Source organism: Lysobacter gummosus (assembly GCF_001442805.1).
Lineage (GTDB): Bacteria > Pseudomonadota > Gammaproteobacteria > Xanthomonadales > Xanthomonadaceae > Lysobacter > Lysobacter gummosus.
In genome coordinates this window covers 3154763-3176827 of sequence record NZ_CP011131.1, presented here as the reverse complement: position 1 = coordinate 3176827, position 22065 = coordinate 3154763, and the positions used below count along the sequence as shown (strand labels likewise).

The 22065-nt window shown below is 65.3% G+C and carries 23 protein-coding genes; 11 read left to right on the top strand and 12 right to left on the bottom strand.

Features of this window, described 5'->3' with window-relative positions:
- Positions 1-249: 249 nt before the first annotated feature.
- The 12 genes from LG3211_RS12800 to LG3211_RS26400 all read right to left on the bottom strand — a co-directional run bounded on the left by LG3211_RS12800 (position 250) and on the right by LG3211_RS26400 (position 10354).
- Positions 250-846 carry a cysteine dioxygenase family protein gene (locus LG3211_RS12800; protein ID WP_057943185.1) on the bottom strand — a complete coding sequence of 199 codons (597 nt, stop codon included), beginning with the start codon at positions 844-846 and terminating at the stop codon, positions 250-252.
- Complete coding sequence (gene metX / locus LG3211_RS12795) at positions 843-2003, bottom strand: homoserine O-acetyltransferase MetX (protein ID WP_057943184.1); 1161 nt, start codon at positions 2001-2003, stop codon at positions 843-845. Before metX ends, LG3211_RS12800 begins: the two co-directional genes overlap by 4 nt.
- Before the next feature lie 320 nt (positions 2004-2323).
- Positions 2324-3334, bottom strand: a complete 1011-nt coding sequence (locus LG3211_RS12790) for a tetratricopeptide repeat protein (protein ID WP_057945459.1) — start codon at positions 3332-3334, stop codon at positions 2324-2326.
- Between the two features lie 26 nt (positions 3335-3360).
- Positions 3361-3810: a cytochrome c-type biogenesis protein gene (locus tag LG3211_RS12785; protein ID WP_057945458.1), complete on the bottom strand. Its 450-nt coding sequence runs from the start codon at positions 3808-3810 to the stop codon at positions 3361-3363.
- A 146-nt stretch (positions 3811-3956) separates the two neighbouring features.
- Positions 3957-4523 carry a DsbE family thiol:disulfide interchange protein gene (locus tag LG3211_RS12780; protein WP_057943183.1) on the bottom strand — a complete coding sequence of 189 codons (567 nt, stop codon included), beginning with the start codon at positions 4521-4523 and terminating at the stop codon, positions 3957-3959.
- Complete coding sequence (locus LG3211_RS12775) at positions 4520-6538, bottom strand: heme lyase CcmF/NrfE family subunit (protein ID WP_083512513.1); 2019 nt, start codon at positions 6536-6538, stop codon at positions 4520-4522. The genes LG3211_RS12780 and LG3211_RS12775 overlap by 4 nt, the downstream gene beginning before the upstream one ends.
- A gap of 288 nt (positions 6539-6826) precedes the next feature.
- A complete protein-coding gene (gene ccmE / locus LG3211_RS12770; RefSeq protein ID WP_057943182.1) occupies positions 6827-7294 on the bottom strand; it encodes a cytochrome c maturation protein CcmE in 468 nt (155 codons plus the stop codon).
- On the bottom strand, positions 7291-7455 hold the full coding sequence (gene ccmD, locus LG3211_RS24890; RefSeq protein ID WP_083512512.1) for a heme exporter protein CcmD: 165 nt from the start codon (positions 7453-7455) through the stop codon (positions 7291-7293). The genes ccmE and ccmD overlap by 4 nt, the downstream gene beginning before the upstream one ends.
- A complete protein-coding gene (gene ccmC, locus LG3211_RS12765; protein ID WP_057943181.1) occupies positions 7455-8231 on the bottom strand; it encodes a heme ABC transporter permease CcmC in 777 nt (258 codons plus the stop codon). Before ccmC ends, ccmD begins: the two co-directional genes overlap by 1 nt.
- Before the next feature lie 122 nt (positions 8232-8353).
- The gene (gene ccmB / locus LG3211_RS12760; RefSeq protein WP_057945457.1) at positions 8354-9031 is read right to left on the bottom strand and encodes a heme exporter protein CcmB; all 678 of its coding nucleotides are present in this window, start codon (positions 9029-9031) and stop codon (positions 8354-8356) included.
- A 47-nt stretch (positions 9032-9078) separates the two neighbouring features.
- Positions 9079-9723 (bottom strand): heme ABC exporter ATP-binding protein CcmA, encoded by a 645-nt coding sequence (ccmA, locus tag LG3211_RS12755; protein WP_057943180.1) that lies wholly within the window; start codon positions 9721-9723, stop codon positions 9079-9081.
- 157 nt (positions 9724-9880) lie between these two features.
- Positions 9881-10354, bottom strand: a complete 474-nt coding sequence (locus LG3211_RS26400; protein ID WP_057943179.1) for a DUF3293 domain-containing protein — start codon at positions 10352-10354, stop codon at positions 9881-9883.
- A 211-nt stretch (positions 10355-10565) separates the two neighbouring features.
- Here LG3211_RS26400 and LG3211_RS12745 point away from each other — a divergent pair, with 211 nt between their 5' ends.
- From LG3211_RS12745 to LG3211_RS12695, 11 genes are all read left to right on the top strand, one after another.
- The gene (locus LG3211_RS12745) at positions 10566-11714 is read left to right on the top strand and encodes a pyridoxal phosphate-dependent aminotransferase (protein ID WP_057943178.1); all 1149 of its coding nucleotides are present in this window, start codon (positions 10566-10568) and stop codon (positions 11712-11714) included.
- A 372-nt stretch (positions 11715-12086) separates the two neighbouring features.
- Positions 12087-12569, top strand: coding sequence for a hypothetical protein (locus LG3211_RS12740; protein ID WP_235114523.1), 483 nt, complete (start codon positions 12087-12089; stop codon positions 12567-12569).
- Positions 12570-12664: 95 nt separating this feature from the next.
- On the top strand, positions 12665-13717 hold the full coding sequence (locus LG3211_RS12735) for a VirB8 family type IV secretion system protein (protein ID WP_083512511.1): 1053 nt from the start codon (positions 12665-12667) through the stop codon (positions 13715-13717).
- Positions 13714-14487 carry a TrbG/VirB9 family P-type conjugative transfer protein gene (locus tag LG3211_RS12730; RefSeq protein ID WP_057943176.1) on the top strand — a complete coding sequence of 258 codons (774 nt, stop codon included), beginning with the start codon at positions 13714-13716 and terminating at the stop codon, positions 14485-14487. Before LG3211_RS12735 ends, LG3211_RS12730 begins: the two co-directional genes overlap by 4 nt.
- Positions 14484-15722: a TrbI/VirB10 family protein gene (locus tag LG3211_RS12725; RefSeq protein ID WP_057943175.1), complete on the top strand. Its 1239-nt coding sequence runs from the start codon at positions 14484-14486 to the stop codon at positions 15720-15722. The genes LG3211_RS12730 and LG3211_RS12725 overlap by 4 nt, the downstream gene beginning before the upstream one ends.
- A 1-nt stretch (position 15723) precedes the next feature.
- The gene (gene virB11, locus LG3211_RS12720) at positions 15724-16764 is read left to right on the top strand and encodes a P-type DNA transfer ATPase VirB11 (RefSeq protein WP_057943174.1); all 1041 of its coding nucleotides are present in this window, start codon (positions 15724-15726) and stop codon (positions 16762-16764) included.
- 142 nt (positions 16765-16906) lie between these two features.
- Positions 16907-17749: a lytic transglycosylase domain-containing protein gene (locus LG3211_RS24885; protein WP_083512510.1), complete on the top strand. Its 843-nt coding sequence runs from the start codon at positions 16907-16909 to the stop codon at positions 17747-17749.
- Positions 17750-17883: 134 nt separating this feature from the next.
- On the top strand, positions 17884-18255 hold the full coding sequence (locus LG3211_RS12710) for a TrbC/VirB2 family protein (RefSeq protein WP_057943173.1): 372 nt from the start codon (positions 17884-17886) through the stop codon (positions 18253-18255).
- Entirely contained in the window at positions 18248-18556 is a 309-nt protein-coding gene (locus LG3211_RS12705; RefSeq protein ID WP_083512509.1) for a VirB3 family type IV secretion system protein, read from the top strand. Before LG3211_RS12710 ends, LG3211_RS12705 begins: the two co-directional genes overlap by 8 nt.
- A gap of 130 nt (positions 18557-18686) precedes the next feature.
- The gene (locus LG3211_RS12700; RefSeq protein WP_057943171.1) at positions 18687-21143 is read left to right on the top strand and encodes a VirB4 family type IV secretion/conjugal transfer ATPase; all 2457 of its coding nucleotides are present in this window, start codon (positions 18687-18689) and stop codon (positions 21141-21143) included.
- Between the two features lie 109 nt (positions 21144-21252).
- Complete coding sequence (locus tag LG3211_RS12695; RefSeq protein WP_057943170.1) at positions 21253-22059, top strand: hypothetical protein; 807 nt, start codon at positions 21253-21255, stop codon at positions 22057-22059.
- Positions 22060-22065: the final 6 nt, after the last annotated feature.

Here is a 22065-nt window from a genome sequence, read left to right as displayed (position 1 = left end):
CGGAACTCCGGGCGGCGGCTGGGAGGGGACTGCGAGTGCGACGGTGGGAGGCGGGGATGTCGGAAGGCGATCGAGGTGCGAGCGCGGCGCACCCACATATGACGCCTGCGGCCCGCGGCGAAAGCTATGCGCGGGCTTGAACCGAGTATCCGGCCCGCAGCCGGATTTGCGTACTGACCGATGTCAGCGCTCGGCGCTGAATCCCGGCGGGCCCGGCCGGTGGCGGGCGCGGTCGGGCGAGGGCGCGACTCAGGCGGCTTCGTCGGTTTCCAGCGCCTTGTCCACGCGGCGGAACCACTCGCCGTCGTTGGGCACGAACATCGAGCAGCACTCCATCGGCGCCTTGTAGATGTGCAGCGACACCGCCACCGAGTCCTCGCTGGCGTTGCGGATGGTGTGGTACTCGTGCGGCGGAATCAGGCTGCCGGCACTGCCGGGGCCGGCATGCATGCCGCCGGCGGCGCGGAAGCGGAAGTTCTCGCCGTTGCGTTCCAGCAGCTCGAACTGGGTGATTTCCAGCTCGCCGTCCCACACGCCTTCCACGCACCACAGGCCGCTGTGATCGTGCATCGGCGTGCCCTGGCCCGGGCCCCAGGTCATCGCGACCACGCTGTAGCCCAGTTGCGGGCTGCGGTAGAGCTCGCGGCGCGCGTAGTGATCCTGGATCGGGTCGAACACGCAGTCGGGCAGGTTGACGTCGCGGTCGCGGATCATCTTGCACAGGGTGTTGCGCAAGGCCGCGGTAACGGCGTGCTCGTCGCCGGCGGCGACGGCGGCGTCGATCGCGGCGACCAGCTTGTCGTGGCCGGGGAAGTCGAAATCGGGCAGGGTGTCGATGGCGTTCATGCCACAGATTCTACGCCCGTCCGCAGCTCGGAAAGAAATCCCGCCACCGCCGGGCCGAAACGGCCGATATCGACCAGGAACGCGTCGTGGCCCTGCGGCGATTCCAGCGGCAGGAAGCGCGAATCGGCGCCGCCGGCGCGCAGGCCGTCGGCGATTTCCTGCTGTTGCTGCAGCGGGAACAGGATGTCGGTGTGCACACCGATCGCCAGGGCCTTCTCGACCCGGATCGAAGCCAGGCCGCGATGCACCTGTTCATCATTGTCGAGGCCGTCGCTGCCGCCGCAGTAATCGCCGATGTCGAACCAGTCCATCGAGCGGCTCAGGTACAGGTAGCAATTGGGATCGAAGCGGCGCACGAAGCGGCGGGCGTGGCCTTCCAGGTAGCTTTCTACCTGGAATTCCAGGCCGAAGGGTTCTTCGTCGGCGCGATCGGAATCCAGGCGCACGCGGCCGAAGCGGCCGTCCCACTCCAGCGCCGAGCGGTAGGTGATCACGCCGAGCTTGCGCGCCATGCGCATGCCCGATTCGGGGTAGTGGGCGTCGTCGTACTCGCCCTGGTTCCACTGCGGGTCCAGGCGGATCGCTTCGCGCTGCAGCGAGCGGATCGCGATCGAGAACGGCAGCGCGCGCGCCGCGCCGGAGATGTTGATGTGGTTGCGCGCCAGGCCCGGATGGCGCACCAGCAGCGCCAGCGCGGTCATGCCGCCCATCGAATTGCCGATCACGCAGGCCAGCCGTTCGATGCCGAGCGCGCGCACCACGTGCGCGGCCGCGTCGGCGCCGTCTTCGACCGACAGCTCCGGGAAACTCAGCCGATAGAGCTCGCCGCTGGCGGCGTCGATCGAGGCCGGGCCGGTGGAGCCTTTGCAACTGCCGAGCGAGTTCACGCAGATCACGAACCATTGCTCGCTGTCGATCGGCTTGCCCGGGCCGAGCATGGCTTCCCACCAGCCCGGCTCGGGATTGCCCGCGTTGGCCGCGGCGTGCGCGTCGGGCGACAGGCCGGTGACGATCAGAATGGCGTTGTCGCGTCGGGCGTTGAGCTCGCCCCAGGTTTCATACGCCACGCGCGCGCCGGTGAGGGCGCCGCCGCGTTTCATCGGGAACGGCGAGGGCAGGTCGATGTGGCGGGTGCCGGGCGGGATGAATTCGGTCATGCCTTGCTCGTGTGGCCGGCGAAGCCGGTGTCCTTGCGTCGGGTGGAAGCGGTGCCGCGATGAGCGGCGCGAGGGTCGCGTTGCAGCCTAAACCATCGTCGCTGTTCGCGGTCGGGATCGGAATTGCAATTGCAATTGCATTATCGGCGCATGTCCGGGGTGTGGGGTCAGTGGTGTGTAGACGAAAGCGTCGGGCCTGAAGGGCCCTCCCACAAAAGACTTCGCTGGTTCGCGGCGATCATGATCCGAAGCGCTGCCTCGAAAACTTTTGTAGGAGGGGCCTTCAGGCCCGACGCTCTTGTCCCAGTTCGCGGCAAACCCTACTCGACCACGCGATCGATAATGACGACGACCTGGTCCTTGCTGTCGGTGCGCACGCTGACCGGCTGCGAAGCCAGATCGCCGGGCTGCGGAATCGCGTTGCCCGAAGCCGACACGCGCGCGAGCACCTGCACTTGTTCGAGCTGCGACAGCTTCATCGTCGGCATCGGGCTGTCGCCGTCGTCGAGGACGACTTCGAGCGGGAATTTACCGGCCGCATGCTTCTCGACCGCGACCGGCATCGGTGGGCCGGCGACCTGGCGCGCGATCACGAACACGCTCGCGTTCGCCGGCAGCTTGGCCTTCATCGCCGCCGACAGCTCGACCTTGATCTTGAGCCCGCCGCTCGCGTCGGCCGCGGCGATCGGCGCCGGCGGCGGCAGCGGTTCCAGGCCGGCTTCCTGGCGCGCGCCGTTGATCTGTTCGAGCAGGCTGTGGGCGGTGCCGGCATCGACCACGCTCAGCAGCGGCTCCCAGGTCCGCGCCGCTTCGGCCGGTTGTTCGGCCTGGCGCTGGGCGATGCCCAGGAACCAGCGCGCGCGCTGATGCATGGGTTGTTTTTCGATCGCATGCTTGAGCATGGCGACCGCGTCGGCGTCGAAGCGGCGGTCGCGGGTGGCCAGCGCGCGCGCTTCGGCGGCTTCGGCCAGCAGGTCGGGATTGTCCGGCGCGAGCTTCACCGCGCGCGCGTAGGCGTCTCGCGCTTTCGCGCTCAGGCCTTCGGCGGTGTAGGCGCTGGCGAGCAGGCGCCAGCCTTCGATCTGATTCGGATCGCGTTCGAGTTCGGCTTCCAGTTGGCTCACGGCCTCGGCCAGCGTCTCGGGTTCGCGTTGTTGTTGCGGGTTGAACGCGTTCGGCGTGCCGACCAACAGGTACAAGGCGACCGTGGCCGAGGCGAGGGCCAGGCCCAATCCGCCGCCCAGCAGCGGACGCGCCTGCCATAGCGGACGCAGCGCGTAGCCCAGCGCGAATACCACCAGCGCCGCGCCGGACGCCACGAACACGGCCATCGGGGCCGAACCCATCGTCACCGCCATCACCACTCTTGTTCCTCGTCGTTGCGCGCGGAGCCGTCATGCGCGTTGGCGCCGCGAGCGCGGATCACCCGCGCGACCACGAAGCCGCCGGCCAGCAACACCAGCGCCGGGCCGAACCATAGCAGCCAGGTCTTGGATTCCATCTGCGGCCGGTACAGCACGAACTCGCCGTAGCGCGCGACCAGGAAATCCTTGATCTCGCCGTCGCTCTTGCCCTGGCGCATCAGTACCAACACTTCGCGGCGCAGGTCGTGGGCGATCTGGGCGTTGGAATCGGCCAGCGACTGGTTCTGGCACATCACGCAGCGCAGCTCGGCGACCAGGGCGTGGAAGCGGCGTTCTTCGGTGTTGTCGTTGAAGCTCAGCGGCGCGGGATCGCTGGCGGGTTGGGCGATCGCTGGTGTGGTCAGGGTGAGCGCTAAGGTCAGGATCAGGGCGGCGGTGGCCAGGAGCGTGCGGGGAAAAGCAAATCCCCCCTGGCCCCCTTTTTCAAAGGGGGGAACAGCACGACACTCTCGATCGTGTCGCATGCGGCCGAAGCACTCCCCCCTTTGAAAAAGGGGGGCAGGGGGGGATTTGCTTTTAACCGCGCCCCTCATCGACCCTTCTCGATCTTGTCCAACACCGGCAGCAATTCCTCGACGATGACCTTATCGGTCAACGGCCCGACGAACTTCCATCGCACGATGCCCTGCCCATCGACCAGGAAGGTTTCCGGCGCGCCGTAGATGCCCCAGTCGATCGCCGCCTTGCCTTCGTAATCGGCGACCACGACGAAATACGGATTGCCGAACTCTTCCAGCCAACGCAGCGCATCGGCGTGTTCGTCCTTCCAGTTGAAACCGATCACGCGCAGGCGCTTGGTCTCGGCGAAACGGGTCAGCACCGGGTGTTCGTCGCGGCAGGCCGGGCACCAGCTGCCCCAGACGTTGAGCAGATACGGCGCGCCGCGCAGTTCGTTAGTCGACAACAGGCGGCCGGCTTCGTGCAGCACCGGCAGCGAGAATTGCGGCGCGGGCTTGCCGATCAGCGGCGAGGGCAGTTTTTCGCGATCGGGGTTGCGCGCGAGCCACAAACCGTTGGCGAGCAGGATGGCGAGCAGGACGAAGGATGCCAGTGGAAACCAGCTGCCTTTGCCGCTTTTCGGAGTCGGGGTGTTCATGCGTGCTGCTCTCCAGCGATATTGCGTGCCGCGCTTGCGTGATTCGGCGTCTCCAGCATGTCAGGATGCGACAAGGGCTCGCGCTCATCATTGCGCGCTTCGGCCTTGACCCGGAAACGCCGGTCGGCCGCGGCGACGAAGCCGCCGAGCATCATCAGCAAGGCGCCCAGCCAGATCCAGCGCACGAACGGCTTGACGTGCACGCGCACCGCCCAGGCGCCGTTGCCCAGCGGCTCGCCGAGCGCGACGTACAGATCGCGGGTGATGCCGCGCGCGATCGCCGCCTCCGTCAGCACCTGGCCGCCGCTGGCGTAGGCGCGTTTTTCCGGATGCAGCACGGTCAGCACTTCATCGCCGTCGAAGACGGTAACGGTGCCGTAATCGGCCTCGTAGTTCGGGCCGACACTGTGCTTGACGTTGTCGAAGCGGAACGAATACCGGCCCAGGTCCAGGCTCTTGCCCGGCGCCAGCGCGACTTCGCGCTGCACGCTCAGGCCTTCGACCAGCAAGGCGCCGATCAGGAACACGGCGACGCCCAGATGGGCGAGGGTCATGCCGAGCATCTCGGCGGTGAAGGCCGTGCCGTTGCCGCGAACGCGTGTCCACACGAAGCGCGCGGTGCCGGCCGCGACCCACACCGCGCCGCCGACGCCGGCGGCGACTTTCCACGGCCCTTGCGGGGCGAGGAAATACGCGGCGATGGCGGCGCCGAGCGCGAGCCCGGCCCACGGCACCAGCATCGCCAACGGCCGCGACACTTGCTCGCGCTGCCAGCGGAACAGCGGCCCGAACGGCAGCAGCAGCACCAGCGGCGTCATCAGCAACACGAACATCAACGCGAAGTAGGGCGGGCCGACCGAAATCTTGCCCAGTTCCAGCGCATCGGCCAGCAGCGGATATAGCGTGCCGAGCAACACCATCGCGCAGGCGGTGGTCAGCAGCAGATTGTTGGCCAGCAGCAGGGTTTCGCGCGACGCCAGTTCGAACGGCTTGCCGGCCGCGTCCTCGCCCGACGGCGCACGCAGTGCGTACAGCAGCAGCGAACCGCCGATGACGATGCCGAGGAAGATCAACACGAACAGGCCGCGGGTCGGATCGGCGGCGAAGGCGTGCACGCTGGTCAACACGCCGGAGCGGACCAGGAAGGTGCCCAGCAGCGACAGCGAGAACGCGGCGATCGCCAGCAGCAAGGTCCAGCCGCGGAAGCTGCCGCGCTTTTCCGTGACCGCCTGCGAATGCAGCAGCGCCGCGCCGGCCAGCCACGGCATGAAGCTGGCGTTCTCGACCGGGTCCCAGAACCACCAGCCGCCCCAGCCCAGTTCGTAATACGCCCACCACGAGCCCAGAGCGATGCCGAGAGTCAAAAACGCCCAGGCGACATTGGTCCACGGCCGCGTCCAGCGCAGCCAGCGCGCATCGACCTTGCCGTCGAGCAGCGCGGCGATGGCGAACGCGAACGGCACGCTGAAACCGACGTAGCCGGTGTAGAGCATCGGCGGATGGATGATCAGGCCCGGGTCTTGCAGCAGCGGATTGAGATCGCGGCCTTGCGCCACCGCCGGCAGCAGCCGCGCGAACGGATTGCTGGTGAAGATCAGGAAGGCGAGGAAGCCGACGCTGATCACGCCCATCACCGCGAGCACGCGCGCGATCACCTGCGGCGGCAGCGCCTTGGAGAACTTGGCCACCGCGCCCGTCCACAGCGCCAGCACCAGCGCCCACAACAGCAGTGAGCCTTCGTGGGCGCCCCACACGGCCGAATAGCGATACGCCATCGGCAGCAGCGTGTTGCTGTTTTCGGCGACGTAGCGCAGCGAGAAATCCTGCGCAACGAAGGCCTGGGTCAGGATCACGAAGGCGAAGCCGACCAGCAGCAACTGCGAATACGCCGCCGGCCGCGCGATCGCCATCCACGACTCGATGCCGCGATGGGCGCCGAGCATCGGCAGCGTGGCCTGCACGATCGAGATCAGCAGGGCGAGGATGAGGGCGATCTGGCCGAGTTCAGGCAGCATGTCCGGTCGCCTTGTCGCGGGTGGAGCGAAGAGCGAATCCCCCTCGGTTCCCCTTTTGCAAAGGGGGAAGACAAGCGGGCTTCGGCGAAAAAATTTCGACGCCGCCGTTCGGCCGCGTCATCGACGTCAGTACGTTACCGGCACCATCCCCTGCTGTTCCCCTCTTTGAAAAAGGGTGAAGGGCCGCTGCTTGCGAACCGCAGGTTCGCGCGGCACTGAACGCACGCAGGCTATGCCTGCGGGCCGGAGGGCAGGGGGGATTTGTCTTTACTCCAAGACCGACAGAAATCAACGAGCCGCCTCCGCGCCGCCAGGCGCGGCGACATCATGCTTCTTATGCGCCTGCCCCATCTTGTCCGCGACTTCCTTCGGCATATAGGTCTCGTCGTGCTTGGCGAGGATTTCCTCCGCGACGAACGTATCGCCCTGCATGCGCCCGGTGGCGACCACGGCCTGCTTCTCGCGGAACAGATCCGGCAGGATGCCGGTGTACTTCACCGGCAGTTCGGCGTCGCCGTCGGTGACGCGGAAGCTGGCGTCCATCGAACCGGGCGCGCGCTGGAACGAACCGGCCGCGACCATGCCGCCGAGGCGGAAACGCGCGCGTTCGCCGGCTTCGCCGCGCAGGATTTCGGCCGGCGTGTACAGATAGGCGACATTGCGCTGCAAGGCGGTGGCGACCAGCGCGGTCGCGATGCCGGCGGCGGCGACCAGGCCGAGCACCCAGAGCAGACGGCGGCGGCGGGTTGGATTCATCGGCTCAGGTCACTGTTGGTGCTGCGCGCCGCGCCGCGTGCCGCGCGCTGGCGCGCGTTGCGCAACTCGCGGCGGATCTGCAGCCGGCTGGCGAGGAAATCCCAGCCCAGCACGATGGCGAAGACCGCGTAGGCGGCAATGATGTAGTTCCGGTATTCCATCACCGCGCGTCCTGCGTGCTGGATCGGGCCTGCGGGACGCCGGCGAGTTCGGCCACCCAGGCCTTGCCCTGTTCGCGGCGCAGATTGTCGGCGCGCGCGCGCGTCAGCAGCGCGCCGATGAACCACAGCTTGGTGCCGACGATCATCCAGATCAGCGGCGCCAGCATGCTCGGGTCCATCGTCGATTTGCCGAACAGGCTGATGGTCTGGCCCTGGTGCAGCGAGTTCCACCACACCACCGAATACCGGATCACCGGCAACAGGGCGACGCCGACGATGGCCAGCAGCCCGGCCGCGCGCGCCGCGGCGCGGCGGTCGTCGATGGCGTGATACAGGCCGATCACGCCCAGGTACAGGAACAGCAGGATCAGTTCGGTGGTCAGGCGCGGGTCCCAGTCCCACCACGTGCCCCACATCGGCTTGCCCCAGATCGAACCGGTGGCGAGGGTGATCAGGGTGAAGCCGGCGCCGATCGGCGCGCAGGCCATGGCCAGGATTTCGCACAGCTTGATCCGCCAGATCAGCGCGATCGCGGCGTACAGCGCCATCAGCCCGAACACCGCCATGCTCATCCAGGCGCTGGGCACATGGATGTAGATGATGCGGAAGCTGTCCTTTTGCTGGTAATCGGCCGGCACCTGGAACAGGGCGCCGTACAGGCCCCAGGCCATGACCAGCAGGCCCAGCGCGTAGCCCCACACCGCCCAACGCGCGGCGAAGCGTTCGAAGTAAGGCGGCGAGCCGAGTTTGTGGAACCAGCGGACGAGTGGATTCATTCAGTGGTTCGTTCGAAGGTGTTCGGCATCTGGGTCGCTGGGCGGCCTGGACGGTTGGAGCGCGCCAGCCGGGCTGCCGCGCGGGTTCGATCGCATTGAGTTCCGACTGTGCAACCGCGCCGTCAGTTCAGCGCGATGCGAATCGCCGCCGCCGCCGCCAGCGGAGCCAACAGCAGCGCTACCACCAGACCGGCGGCCAGCAGCAACAGGGCGCCGACCGGGTCCAGTCCCTGGGCCGAGCGGGCCACGCTGCCTGCACCGAACACCAGCACTGGAACGTACAACGGAAGCGCCAACAAGGCGACCAGGATACCAGAGCGCCGCATCCCGACCGTCAGCGCCGCGACCACCGCGCCGAGCAGGCTCAGCAGCGGCGTGCCCAGCGCCAGCGAGGCCAGCAGCACCGGCAGTTGCTCGTGCGGCAGGTATAGCAGTTCGCCCAGGAACGGGGTCGCGATCAGCAACGGCAGCGCGGTGGTAGCCCAGTGCATGAAGGTGCGCACCGCGACCAGCCAGCCCAGCGGCACCGGCGCCAGCATCCATTGCTCCAGCGAACCGTCTTCGGCATCGCCGCGGAACAAGGTGTCCAGCGACAACAGCCCGGCCAGCAGCGAGGCCAGCCACAGCACCCCGGCCGCGACCCGGGACAAGGCCTGTTTCTCGCCGCCCAGGGCCAGCGCGAACAGCACCACCATCAGCAGCGCGAAGAGCGCCGGCTGCAGCGCGTCGCCGCGGCGGCGCCAGAGCAGGCGCAGGTCGCGCGCGAGCAGGGCGCGGGCCGAGCCGATCAGGCCGGGCATGGCCGCGCCGTCGCTGGGCGTTTGCGCGAACGACTTGATCTGCGTGTTCATGCGGCCTTCTCCATCACCAACAGCCGCGTGCGCACCGGCGGCGCCGCGTAGGCGCCGTGGGTGGTCACCAGCGCCGCGCCGCCTTCGCGCAGGTGCGCCTGGACCATGCGATTGACCAGCTCGATGCCTTCCAGGTCCAGGTTGGCGTAGGGCTCGTCCAGCAACCATAGCGGCGCCGGCGACATCCACAGCCGGGCCAGCGACAGGCGTTTCTTCTGCCCGGCCGACAACTGGCGGGCGAGGGCGTCTTCATAGCCGGCCAGGCCGACGATGGCCAGGGCGTTGGACGGCAACTGGCTGCGCCGGCGGCCCTGCAGGCCGCACAGGAAATCCAGGTTCTCCATTGCGCTCAGGTCGGCCTTGAGCCCGGGCAGGTGGCCCAGGTAGGTGATCGCGCGCGCGCGCCGGGCCGGGTCGGAGGGGTGGCCGTCGAGTTCGATCGCGCCTTCCTCGGCCCGCAGCAGTCCGGCCAGGACCCGCAGCAGCGTGGTCTTGCCGGCGCCGTTGTCGCCCTGCACCAGCAAGGCTTCGCCGGCATCGACGGCGAAGTCCAGCGGCCCGAACACGGGATCGTCGTTGCGCGTGAAGCGCAGGCCGCGGGCCTGCAGCAGCGGCGGAGCGTGGTGTTCGGAAGAGGGCATCAGTCAGGGACATACGGCCGACGGGGCCGCGGGACCGGCATTTTATGCGAGTCGCCGGGCCCATAACCGTGGCGGGGCGTCGCGGCGGACCGGCGGGGGTGATCGGGGCGGCCGCCGGGCGGGCGACACATATATATGTACGGGCCGCGGCGGCTGGTCAGTCCTCGACCCAATCGGTATGTTCCGCCGACTCCGCGTCCGGCGGCCGCGCGATCAGCATCCGCAGCCGCACCGGTTCGCCGCGTCGCCAGGCCAGTACGCCGGCCTGGCCGAAGTCTCGGGCCAGGGCGTTGGCGAGGGCATCGTCGAGATCGGCCAGCAGCCAGCCCGGTTCGCGCCATTGGCCGGTCTGGTCCTGGGCCCAGGCGGCGTGGCGCTGCACGCCCGCGGCGACCAGGCGCGCGACCAGGCGCTCGTCGGCGGTCTGGTTGGCGCTGTCGGAATGCGGCTGCGAGGCCGGGTTCCAGGCGCTCACGAACACATAGCGCGCGGCCGGCCAGTAAGCTTCCAGATCCCGCGCCGGACGGCCGACCCGCAGCGGCAACGCGTCGCCGTCCAGGGCTACCGCGTATTCTGCCGCGGCGTAGGCGAGCGCGAGTTCGGCGGCATCGACGACCTGCAATTGGCGCATGTCAGCAGTCTCCCGGGACGATTGCGGCAGTGCAAACGGCGCCGACGAGCGGGCGTCGTGCCGACGCTGAACCCTGAGCGGCCGGTCTGTCCACCGTTGCGGCGACATATGGATATGTCCGGGCGTCATCGCCGCCGCCGCGGCCGGTCTAACGAACCGCAACCCACATTCCGTACACTCGGCCTCCTCGCAGGCCTCCCGTTTCCAGCTCATGACGCTAGCCACCAAGCTGCCGAAAGTCGGCACCACCATTTTCACCGTGATGTCGCAGCTCGCACTCGAGCACCAGGCCGTGAACCTCGGCCAGGGCTTCCCGGATTTCGATGTCCCCGAGCGCCTGATCGAGGCCCTCAACCGCGCCATGCGCGAGGGCAAGAATCAGTACGCGCCGATGACCGGCATCCCGGCGTTGCGCCAGGCCATCGCGGCGAAGACCGAGGCCTGCTACGGCTACCGCCCCGACGCCGACAGCGACATCACCGTGGTGTCTGGCGCCAGTGAAGCGATATTTGACGCGATTCATGCGGTCGTGCGTCCGGGCGAAGAAGTGATCGTGCTCGATCCTTGTTACGACAGTTACGAGCCGGCGATCGATCTGGCCGGCGGCGTCGCCGTGCACGTGCCGCTGGATCCGCGCACTTTCGCCGTGGATTGGGATCGGGTGCGCGCGGCGGTGACGCCCAAGACCCGCATGCTGATGATCAATTCGCCGCACAACCCGTCCGGCGCCATGTTCGATGCCGACGACATCGCCCGGCTCGGCGAACTGCTGCACGACACCGGCATCTGGCTGTTGTCCGACGAGGTCTACGAGCACATCGTCTTCGACGGCCGCCGCCACGAGTCGGTGCTGCGCTATCCGCAGCTGCGCGAGCGTGCCTTCGTGGTGTCCAGCTTCGGCAAGACCTATCACTGCACGGGCTGGAAAATTGGGTACTGCATCGCACCGGCCGCTTTGTCGGCCGAACTGCGCAAGGTCCATCAGTACAATAGTTTCTGCAGTTTCGCCCCGGCACAGTGGGCGTTCGCGGAGATGATCGAGGCCGAGCCCGAGCACTATCTGGGGCTCGGCGCGTTCTATCAGGACAAGCGCGATAGTTTCCGCGAGCAACTATTGACCACCCGGCTCAAGCCGTTGCCGGTGCCGGGCGGGTACTTCCAGTTGGTGGACTACTCCGAAGTCAGCGATCTGGCCGATGCCGAGTTCTGCCGCTGGCTGACCGTGGACAAGGGTGTGGCGGCGATCCCGCTGTCGCCGTTCTACGAGTCGCCGCCGCACGGACAACGATTGGCGCGGCTGTGCTTCGCCAAGAATCGGGCCACATTGGACGCCGCTATCAAGAGGTTGGTCGCACTTTAATTGCATTCTTGAGATGGATATCTCATACACTCTTGTCGTAAGCTTCAGGTTCGGTCTACTCTTTGGGTACGAGTGTCGCTAACGCTCGGAAAGAGTTCGTCGTCAGTAGGGGGAGTTCATGGACAGAACGATCATCGTGAACCGTGCGTCCGGCACGGTCATGCAGTCGCCGCCTGATGCAGCGCGGGCAGACGTTATGCGCCCGCATGCAAGAAGCGTGTCCTTTGTCTCAGTTTGGTCGGCCTTAGTCTGGCCGCCTCAATTCCGATAACACCGCAAACACGGTGCCATGCGCTTGTGCCCGAATAGGCCGGCGCCAAGGCACCGTCCGGACGACTGCGCGCACAAGATCAACCTATGGCAGGGGAAAGCGTGAGAAATTCAATTGCAATCAGCCCGCGTCTGTGGACCGCGATTCTGCTGGCGGTCGCGCTGACGGGCTGCGCCACTCGCCCGGCGCCCGACTTCGGCGGCCGTTGGAAACCGGTGAATCGTTACGCCGAGATGCCCGACGAAATTCCGCTGCACAAGTCGTACGTGTTCTATCCGTCGCCGATGGACGGCACGCTGAAGAACATGCTGACGCGCTGGGCGAAGGATTCGAACCTGAAGCTGGATTACCAGCATTACTCGGACTTCACCCTGCATCAGGGCGTGGCCCAGATCAACACCACCAGCCTGCCGGACGCGGTCGCGCAGTTGAACACCGCGTACGCCGGCCATGGTGTGTTGATCGCCCGCGAAGGCGACCAGATCGTGGTGCGTTCGGCGGTGTCCGCGCCGGCCGCTCCGTCTGCGTCCTCCGGCGGCTCCGACGCCTCCTCGCACGCCACCGTCGCGGCGCCTACGCCCTGACCGGCCGTCGTCGCACTCAGGCGAAGACATCGCACCGATCGGATCCGGATCCGATCGGTGCGCAGCGAATTTCCATCGATATGGATGCAGCATAGATGTTCGGAAAAAAGAACGTAACTCCGCAGGTGGAAAACGCCATAGCCAAGGCGGCCAACTTCGAGGTCACCGTTGCCGATATGGCCCGGCGCAGCGAGAAGCGCGCATGGATCGTCGCGTTTACGTCCATCGTGATGGCGCTGATCCTCGCAGGCGGCTATTTCTACTTCCTGCCCTTGAAGGAAAAGGTCCCGTACCTGGTCATGGCGGACGCCTACACCGGTACGGTCACGGTCGCGCGGCTGCGCGACGATTTCAGCGAGAACAGCATCACCTCCAGCGAGGCGATCAACAAGAGCAACATCTCGCACTTCGTGATGGCGCGCGAATCCTACGATTACTCGCAGATCGGCGACCGCGACTGGGCGACGGTGTTCGCGATGGGCTCGCCCTACGTGACCAAGTCCTACGAGAACGTGTACCTGGGCTCGAACCCGCAGAACCCCATCACCTTGTTCGGCAAGAGCAAGACGATCCGCGTGCGCATCCTCAGCATCCAGTTGCATGCCGCCGCCGGCGACAGCGCGGTCAAGACCGCTTCGGTTCGCTTCCAGCGCAGCTTGTTCAACAAGGAAAGCGGCACCCAGCTTCCGATCGACAGCAAGATCGCGGCGATCGAATACACCTACAAGTCCAACCTGAAGATGGACGAGACCAATCGCGTCCTCAATCCGCTGGGCTTCCAGGTCACCAGCTACCGCGTGGACAACGATTACGCGCCGTCGCCGCCGGCCGCTCCGGAATTCCCGGTCGGCTCGCCGCCCGCCGCGGGCGGCGTCCCGGCTGCGGCTGCGGCTGCGGCCGCGCCGGCGATCGATCCGGCCACCGGCCAGCCCATCCCGGGCGCGGCACCGGCTCCGGCCGCGTATCCGCCGGGCACCGTCCCACCCCAACAGCCCGGTGTCGCGCCGCAACCAGGCGTTGCGCCGCAGCCAGGCGTCGCGCCGCAACCCGGCGTGGCGCCGGCCCCGAATCCCGCCAGTCCGGCCGGCGCGCCGACGGCACCTGCACCCGCACCGACCGGTACTGCGAATGGAGTCAGCACCCGATGAACTGCTTGCGTAAACACAGTCTGATCGCCCTGTTTTTGTTGGCGGTCTCCGGTCTGGCCCTGCCTGCCTCAGCGCAGGTGGTGCAGGAATATGAGTACGAATCCAACCGCATCTACCAAGTGCGCACCGGCCTGGGCATCACCACCCAGATCGAACTGAGTCCGAGCGAGAACATCCTCGACTACAGCACCGGTTTCAGCAGCGGTTGGGATCTGAGCCGTCGCGACAACATCTTCTACTTGAAGCCGAAGAACGTTGACGTCGACACCAACATGATGATCCGGACGACGACCCACTCGTACATCCTGGAACTGAAGGTGGTGGCGACCGACTGGCGCGTGCTCGAGCAGGCCAAGCAGGCCGGCGTGCAGTACAAGATCAAGTTCGTGTACCCCAACGGCACCGAATTCTCCGCGGCCAAGGAAGCCAGCGAAGAAGACCAGCCGATGACGGAGTTGAACACGCGGCTCGACAAGAACCGCCTGTACAACTTCGACTACCAATACTCCAGCCGCAAGAAGCAATCCTGGCTGGTGCCCAGCAACGTGTACGACGACGGCCAGTTCACCTACGTCAAGATCAGCGGGCTCAAGAACCTGCCGACCGGCAACTTCCCGGCGGTGTTCGGACGCGAGCGCGAAAGCGGTGAAGACTTCGTCGTCAACACCACGGTCGAGGGCAACACCATCGTGGTCCACGGCACGTACCCCTACTTGATCATCCGTCACGGCAACAACGTCGTCGGTCTGCGCAGGAAGAAGCAGAAATGAGCCAGAACATGCCTCCCAATCAGCCGGGTCAGCCCGAAGGAAACAACGGCACTCCGCAGGAAGGCGGCAGCTACGGCTACGCCGGCGCCAATCCCTACTACGGTCAGCAGGGCGGCGCGGCAGACGCGCCGGACCTGGACGCCAACGCGCCCATGCTCAAGAGCGCCGACGTACAGCGGTTGAACCGCAAGGCGTTGCTGTTCCTCGGCGCTATCGTGCTGCTGTTGCTGGCGGCCGCGTTCTTCCTGCTCAAGAGCGCTACCTCCGGTAACGAAGAGCCGAAGAAAGTGGACGAGGAAGTCGTCAACGTGCCGGAGGCACCGGTAGGCACGCAGTCCACGCCGTTGCCGCCGTTGCCGCCGCCGACCGTGGCGGCCGATCCGATCGGCATGGTGCCGCCGCTGCCGCCGGAACAGGCGGAGTCGCAGGGCACCGTCGCCGAAGCCGAACCGCGCGATCGTGGTCCGAGCCTGCTCGAACGCCGCATGGCGGGCGAGGTGGGTTCCTCCGGCGGTGGCCAGGGTGGCGAAAATTCGGCGATGACGCCCAGCCAGCAGTATCTGGCGATGGTCGCGGCGCAGAACGGGCAGGGCGGTCAAGCCGCGCAGCCGGAGAAGCCGGAAGTCGCGTCGGCTCAGCCGCTGTACAACCCCGACACGTTGTTGCTGCGTGGCACGTACATCCGCTGCATCATGGAAACCCGCATCGTCACCGACATCCCGGGCTTCTCCTCGTGCGTGGTGACCGAGCCGGTGTATTCCGTCAACGGCCGTCGCCTGCTGCTGCCGAAGGGCTCGAAGGTGTCCGGTCGTTACCAGGGCAACGCCGGCGACCTCAAGCGCGTGGCCGTGCTGTGGGACCGCATCACCACCCCGACCGGCCTGGACGTGAACATGGCCAGCCCGGGCATCGACGGCCTCGGCGGCGCGGGCATCCCGGGCCAGTACGACGCGCATTGGGGCAGCCGCATCGCTTCGGCGCTGCTGATCAGCCTGATCAGCGACGCGTTCAAGTACGCGGCGGCGGAAAACGGCCCGGAAAGCACCACCGTCACCCAGGGCGGCACCGTGATCACCCAGCCCTACGAGAGCAACACGGCGCGGGCGATGGAACGTCTGGCTAACCAGGCGCTGGACAAGAGCGTCAACCGTCCCGCGACCGTCACCGTGAACCAGGGTTCGGTGGTGAATATCTACGTCGCCAAGGACGTGGACTTCTCCTCGGTACTGCGCTGAGATGGATTCTGATAATTCACCGATCGCGCAGGTTTCCAACGACTTCCTGGAGTATCAGTACCAGGTGCTCGGCATCCTGGAGTACATGAGTTCTCCGGACGTCACGGAAATCTGCATCAACCGGCCGGGCGAGCTGTACCTGGAGACCCGTGCCGGTTGGGAGCGTCTGGAAGTGCCGAGCCTGACTTTCGATCGGGCCCGGCAGTTCTGCACCGCGGTGGTCAATGAGAGCAACACCGGGCAGCGCATCACCGATGCCGACCCGGTGGTCTCTCTGACCTTTCCGACCGGCCAACGCGCCCAGTTCGTGATCCCGCCGGCCTGCGACTCGGGCAAAGTCTCGATCACCATTCGTCTGCCGTCCAAGCACAGCAAGACCCTGCAGCAGTACCAGGAAGACGGCTTCTTCGAGCAGATCCTGGAGACCACCGCATCGGTCAGCGAGCACGATCGCGAGCTGCTGGAAATCCGCGCCCAGCGCAACTACGCCGAATTCTTCAAGAAAGCGGTGCAGTACAAAAAGAACATCGTCGTCGCCGGCGCCACCGGCAGCGGCAAGACCACCTTCATGAAATCGCTAGTCGGTCACATTCCTGACTACGAACGGCTGGTCACGATCGAAGACGCGCGTGAACTATTCATCACGCAGCCGAATGTCGTGCACTTGCTCTACTCGAAAGGTGGACAAAGCACCAGCAACGTCACGGCCAAGAGTTGTATGGAAGCGTGCCTGCGCATGAAGCCGGACCGGATCATCCTGGCCGAGTTGCGCGGCGACGAGTCCTTCTACTTCATCCGAAACTGTGCGTCCGGTCATCCAGGTTCCATCACCAGCTGCCACGCTGGCAGCACGGCGCAGACCTGGGACCAGCTGTCGCTGATGGTGAAGGCCTCGGCCGAGGGGTCCGGCCTGGAGTTCGCGGTGATCAAGCGTTTGTTGCAGCTGACGATCGATATCGTCGTGCACATCAAGGCCCATGCGGGGCAACGCTATATCACCGGCATCGACTTCAGTCCGGAGCGTCAACTGGCGGCGAATTGACGACAGCCGGGCAGTGGTTTCGTTGACAAAGCTGGCTGCCGCGTGAATGATAATGTCGGCGGCTTGGGTTCGCAGCACCGCCGGTATCCGTTTAATAGTGAAAGGAATTGTTGCCAGGATTGGCGCAGGGGGGGACTAGGGAATGTTGCCCGGTATAGAACTGACAAATTGCACGGGCTTGGCGGTTCCGCACGAAGTGATGCATCACGTCGTGCGCGTGGAATCGTCCTTCAATCCCTATGCCATCGGCGTGGTGGGCGGCCGTCTGGTGCGCCAGCCCAAGACTCTGCCCGAAGCGGTCGCCACCGTGCGCATGCTCGAACGCCGTGGCTACAACTTTTCCCTTGGCGTCGCCCAGGTCAATCGCTACAACCTCGGCAAGTACGGCCTGGATTCCTACGAGAAGGCCTTCGAGGTCTGCCCCAATCTGCAAGCCGGCTCGCGCATCCTCGCCGAGTGCTATCAGCGCTCGCAGGATTGGGGTAAATCCTTCAGCTGTTACTACTCCGGCAATTTCGTCACCGGGTTCCGCCACGGTTACGTGCAGAAGATCTACGCCTCGATGCGCGGCAACCAGGCCCTTGGGGCCGGTGTCGAAGCCATCGCGGTAATCGGCGATCCCAAGCAGCCTTCCAGCGGCATGAAAGCGGCGACGATGGCGCCGGCCGCGGCCGCGATCTATGCACCGGCCCGCCGTAGCGGTTCCTCGCGCATGGACGCGTTGATCGCCTCGCGCGTGCGCGAGCCGGACACCGCCGCGACCCAGGCCGCCGCTTCGGCGCTGGTGGCCGCGTCCGCTCAGCCTTCCAACCTTGCCGCGGCGATGCCGATGGCAGCCCCTCCGGCGCCGATGGCGCCCGTGGCCGCCGCCGTGCCTCAACCGCAGCAACCGGTCACCGTCTCGCTGGTAAGGCCGGGCGTGACCAGCAACGCGCCGGCGCAAAAAACGCCCTCGCAAGGCGGCGACCAGGCTTTTGTCTTTTAGTAATCGATCCGCTTCCGGTTGAATCCGTTTCCAGCATTTGAATCCGTATCGATCCGAACCCGTTTCGCCTCCACCGACTGCATCACCCACGTACCTAGCTCGACTACGCCCACAACGAACAGAAGGGATATCTCATGAACTCCAACATTTATTTCAAGAACTTCCTGTCGGCCTTCGCCATGGCCACCGCTTTCGTCGTCCTGCTGATGCTGCCGGAAGTCGGCTTCGCTCAGACCGACGCGAAGAGCCGTGTCAGCAACTTCTTCACCAATCTGAACTCGCTGCTGAACATCGCCTCGATCGCCGTCGTCACCATCGCGGTGATCTTCGCCGGCTACAAGATCGCGTTCGCCCACAGCAAGATCTCCGACGTCGCCCCGGTTCTGATCGGCGGCTTCCTGATCGGCGCTTCGGCCCAGCTGGCCAAGATGGTCATTCCGGACGATTCCAAGCTGAACGAAGGCGGCAAGGCCGTCGTGCACATGATTCTGCAGAACTATGCATAAAAACGTGCTTTTCCGGGGCTGTACGCGCCCGCCCATGTTCCTGGGCGTGCCGTACGTCCCGTTCGTGTTCGGCGCGGGCAGCTGCCTGCTGATCACGTTCTACGCGAATATGTATTTCATAGTTTTGCTGCCGGTCGTGATCTTCATCATGCGTCAGATGGCGCGTCGCGACGAAATGATCTTCCGCCTGCTCGGCTTGCGGCTGCAGTTCCGTTTCAGAATGCGGAACCTGCAGCAGCATCAGGGCATGTGGGTGTTCACGCCCAACTACTATCGCAACCCGGGCGACAAGAAAAGCTGATGATGACCGTAGCCGCCATGCGTTCGCGCATGGTGGCTGCGGCCAACTCAGGGCCATGCATTAGCTAGGTCCCGGCATCGGCAGCGACACCCGATTCGTTTCCCACCTCAACGGATACGCCAGCCTCTTCATGTTCACACCCGATACCCCCATCAGCGAATTCATCCCGCTGTCCACGCATGTGGCGCCCACCGTGCTCAAGACCACCGGTGGCGATTTCCTGATGGTGTGGCGTCTGGGCGGTCTGCCGTTCGTCGGCCGTGAAGAGTGGGAGCTGGAGCACCGCCACAACACCTTCAACCGGTTGCTGCAGACCCTGCGCGCGCCGGATTTCACCAACGTGGCGTTCTGGGTGCACGATCTGCGCCGCCGCCGCCGCATCAAGACCGAAAACAAGTTCGACCAGCTTTTCAACCAGGACTTGTCCGACGGTTACTTCGCCTCGTTGTCGGCGCAGAAGCTGATGCAGAACGAGCTGTACCTGACGATGATTTACCGCCCGATCGTCGGCAGCAAGCGTTTCGTCGAGAAGTCCACCAGCACGCAGCGGCTGCAGGACCAGCAGGACGAGGCGATCAACAAGATCCAGGAACTCGCCGGCAACGTCGAGGCGGTGATCAAGGACTATGCGCCGGTCCGCCTGAGCATGTACGAAGCCAAGAACGGCATCGTCTTCTCCGAGGCCCTGGAGTTCTTCGGCTATCTGCTCAACCGCCTGGACGAGCCGGTACCGGTGCTCAGTGCGCCGGTCTACAACTATCTGCCGGTCAGCCGCCTGACCTTCTCGGCCAAGAGCGGCGATTTCGTCGTGACCACGCCGACCGGCGCCAATCATTTCGGCGCCATCCTCAACATCAAGGAGTTTGCCGAGGGCACCTATCCCGGCATCCTCAATGGATTGAAGTATCTCGATTTCGAGTACGTCATTACCCATTCCTTCAGTCCGATGGGCCGTCAGGACGCGCTCAAGGCGCTCGACCGCACCAAGGGCATGATGGTGTCCTCCGGCGACAAGGCGGTCAGCCAGATCGTCGAACTCGACTACGCAATGGATCAGCTGGCCTCGGGCAACTTCGTGCTCGGCGAGTACCACTTCACCTTCGCCGTCTACGCCGAAAGCCAGGAAAAGCTCTCGGCGCAGATCGCCTCCGCGCGCGCCGAACTGTCCAACGCCGGCTTCGTCTCGGCCAAGGAAGACCTGGCGGTCACCGCGTCCTTCTATTCGCAGTTCCCGGGCAACTGGAAGTACCGCACCCGCCTGGCCAACGTCAGCTCGCTGAACTTCCTCGGCTTGTCGCCGCTGCATAACTTCGCCACCGGCAAGCAGCACAACAATCCTTGGGGCGACAGCGTCACCACGCTGCAGACCACCAACGGCCAGCCGTACTACTTCAATTTCCACGCCACTCATCCGGCCGAGAATTCGCTCGGCGAGAAGGCCATCGCCAACACTATGGTGATCGGTAAGTCCGGTACCGGTAAGACCGCGCTGATCAACTTCCTGCTCAGCCAGGTGCAGAAGCTCAAGCCGACGCCGACCATCTTCTTCTTCGACAAAGACCGCGGCGCGGAGATCTTCGTGCGCGCCTGCGGCGGCAACTACCTCGCCCTCGACAACGGCCAGCCGACCGGTTTCAACCCGTTCCAGTGCGAGAACACGGAGGAAAACGTCCAGTTCCTCTCGGACCTGATCAAGGTGCTGGCCGCCAAGACCCAGTATTCGGCGCGCGAGGACGAAGACATCCATCGTGCGGTCGAGAACATCCTCGACACGCCGGTGCACCTGCGCAGCATGACCAACCTGCAGAAGAGCCTGCCCAACATGGGCGACGACGGCCTGTATGCGCGCCTGCGCAAGTGGACCGCGGGCAATTCGCTGGGCTGGGTGTTCGACAACCCGGTGGATACGATCAACCTGGAAAAGGCGAACATCATCGGGTTCGACTACACCGAGGTGCTCGACAATGCCGAAGTCCGCGTCCCGGTCATCAACTATTTGCTGCACCGTCTGGAGCAATTGATCGACGGACGCCCGCTAATCTACGTCATGGACGAGTTCTGGAAGATCCTGGACGGCGGCGGCGCCCTCAAGGATTTCGCCAAGAACAAGCAGAAGACCATCCGTAAGCAGAACGGCCTGGGCATTTTCGCCACGCAGAGCCCGGAAGATGCGCTAGCCAGCGACATCTCCGCTTCGCTGATCGAACAGACCGCGACGCTGATCCTGTTGCCGAACCCGAACGCAAGCCGCGACGACTACATCGAGGGTCTCAAGCTCACCGATGCCGAATTCGAAGTGGTACGCAGCCTGGACGAGCGTTCGCGCTGCTTCCTGGTCAAGCAGGGCCATGCGGCGACGGTGTGCCAGCTTAATCTGCGCGGTATGGACGACGCTCTGGCGGTGATCTCGGCTTCGACGGACAACATCGAAATCATGCATTCCGTCCTGGAAAAGGCCGCCATCAAGGCGGGCGTCACCCAGGACAACCTGACCCCGGAGCAGTGGCTGGCCGATTTCTACGCCAACCGCAAGGGCTCGGGCAAGGGCAAGGCGGTCTCCGCGGAAGCACGGACGGAGCGGGCCTGACCCTAGACCAGGCCGGGATCCGTTCTTAGGGATAGCAAGGCACTGACTGTATCGCTGTAAACCGTTCCAGGCTGGGATGCCGGGGCGGCCACTCAAGGAGAGTCGAACGATGCACTTCAAATCATCCGCCTGGCCCTTGCTCTGTTCGCTGCTGCTCGGCGTTTGCGCGCTGTTGGCGCCGCGTCCGGCGGCGGCCCAGTGCTGGTACGACTTCACGTACACGCAGACGTTCTACGGCGCCTGCATGAGCCAGGTCACCCAGGGTCTGAACAATATCGAATGGGTCACCGACACGATGACCCAGATCGAGAAGTACACGACGTGGCAGGACCAGCTGAAGAAGCAGAACGAGCGTTTCGAGCAGTTGAACGTGGGCGGCTTCCAGCTCGGCGAACTGACCGGTAGCCGGGTGAAGATCGACGACCTCAAGGAGCGCAGCGAGGAAGACGGCGTGGAAGAGGTCTGCGGGAAAGGCAAGGGCAAAAGCGTCGTCGCCGATGAGCAATACAAGATTTGCCAAGCGAAACAGCGTTTGGTCAATCGCCGCTACAACCTGATGGTGCAAATGTTCAAGGATGCGGAAACGCGCGACCAGAAGATCGCCGACTTGCGCAATAACCGCAGGGGGCTGACCAGCGCCAACGATGCCGGCAAGCTTGCCGGCAACACCAACAGCGGCGTGCAGTCGCGGGCGTCGACCACCAACGACGGCCAGAACTACATGATGACGATGGAGCTGTATACGTCGATGATCGCGGCGCTCGACGAGGAAATGGCGAGAAGCGCGCAAAAGGCGCTGACGCATAAGGGGGCGAGTCAAAAGGGCCCCTTCGGTTTGCCGCCGATCGCGGGCAAGGTGATCCAGGGCGCGGTGCTGAAAGCAGCGCTGGCCGGAGCCAGGTCCCGAGATCTCTGAGCGCCG

Bases quoted from the DNA above. Each gene is read 5' to 3' on its own strand.
- LG3211_RS12800 (WP_057943185.1), bottom strand. From the start codon at position 846: ATGAACGCCATCGACACCCTGCCCGATTTCGACTTCCCCGGCCACGAC.
- metX (WP_057943184.1), bottom strand. From the start codon at position 2,003: ATGACCGAATTCATCCCGCCCGGCACCCGCCACATCGACCTGCCCTCG.
- LG3211_RS12790 (WP_057945459.1), bottom strand. From the start codon at position 3,334: ATGGCCGTGTTCGTGGCGTCCGGCGCGGCGCTGGTGGTATTCGCGCTG.
- LG3211_RS12780 (WP_057943183.1), bottom strand. From the start codon at position 4,523: ATGAACACCCCGACTCCGAAAAGCGGCAAAGGCAGCTGGTTTCCACTG.
- LG3211_RS12775 (WP_083512513.1), bottom strand. From the start codon at position 6,538: ATGCTGCCTGAACTCGGCCAGATCGCCCTCATCCTCGCCCTGCTGATC.
- ccmE (WP_057943182.1), bottom strand. From the start codon at position 7,294: ATGAATCCAACCCGCCGCCGCCGTCTGCTCTGGGTGCTCGGCCTGGTC.
- ccmD (WP_083512512.1), bottom strand. From the start codon at position 7,455: ATGGAATACCGGAACTACATCATTGCCGCCTACGCGGTCTTCGCCATC.
- ccmC (WP_057943181.1), bottom strand. From the start codon at position 8,231: ATGAATCCACTCGTCCGCTGGTTCCACAAACTCGGCTCGCCGCCTTAC.
- ccmB (WP_057945457.1), bottom strand. From the start codon at position 9,031: ATGCCCGGCCTGATCGGCTCGGCCCGCGCCCTGCTCGCGCGCGACCTG.
- ccmA (WP_057943180.1), bottom strand. From the start codon at position 9,723: ATGCCCTCTTCCGAACACCACGCTCCGCCGCTGCTGCAGGCCCGCGGC.
- LG3211_RS26400 (WP_057943179.1), bottom strand. From the start codon at position 10,354: ATGCGCCAATTGCAGGTCGTCGATGCCGCCGAACTCGCGCTCGCCTAC.
- LG3211_RS12745 (WP_057943178.1), top strand. From the start codon at position 10,566: ATGACGCTAGCCACCAAGCTGCCGAAAGTCGGCACCACCATTTTCACC.
- LG3211_RS12735 (WP_083512511.1), top strand. From the start codon at position 12,665: ATGTTCGGAAAAAAGAACGTAACTCCGCAGGTGGAAAACGCCATAGCC.
- LG3211_RS12730 (WP_057943176.1), top strand. From the start codon at position 13,714: ATGAACTGCTTGCGTAAACACAGTCTGATCGCCCTGTTTTTGTTGGCG.
- LG3211_RS12725 (WP_057943175.1), top strand. From the start codon at position 14,484: ATGAGCCAGAACATGCCTCCCAATCAGCCGGGTCAGCCCGAAGGAAAC.
- virB11 (WP_057943174.1), top strand. From the start codon at position 15,724: ATGGATTCTGATAATTCACCGATCGCGCAGGTTTCCAACGACTTCCTG.
- LG3211_RS24885 (WP_083512510.1), top strand. From the start codon at position 16,907: ATGTTGCCCGGTATAGAACTGACAAATTGCACGGGCTTGGCGGTTCCG.
- LG3211_RS12710 (WP_057943173.1), top strand. From the start codon at position 17,884: ATGAACTCCAACATTTATTTCAAGAACTTCCTGTCGGCCTTCGCCATG.
- LG3211_RS12705 (WP_083512509.1), top strand. From the start codon at position 18,248: ATGCATAAAAACGTGCTTTTCCGGGGCTGTACGCGCCCGCCCATGTTC.
- LG3211_RS12700 (WP_057943171.1), top strand. From the start codon at position 18,687: ATGTTCACACCCGATACCCCCATCAGCGAATTCATCCCGCTGTCCACG.
- LG3211_RS12695 (WP_057943170.1), top strand. From the start codon at position 21,253: ATGCACTTCAAATCATCCGCCTGGCCCTTGCTCTGTTCGCTGCTGCTC.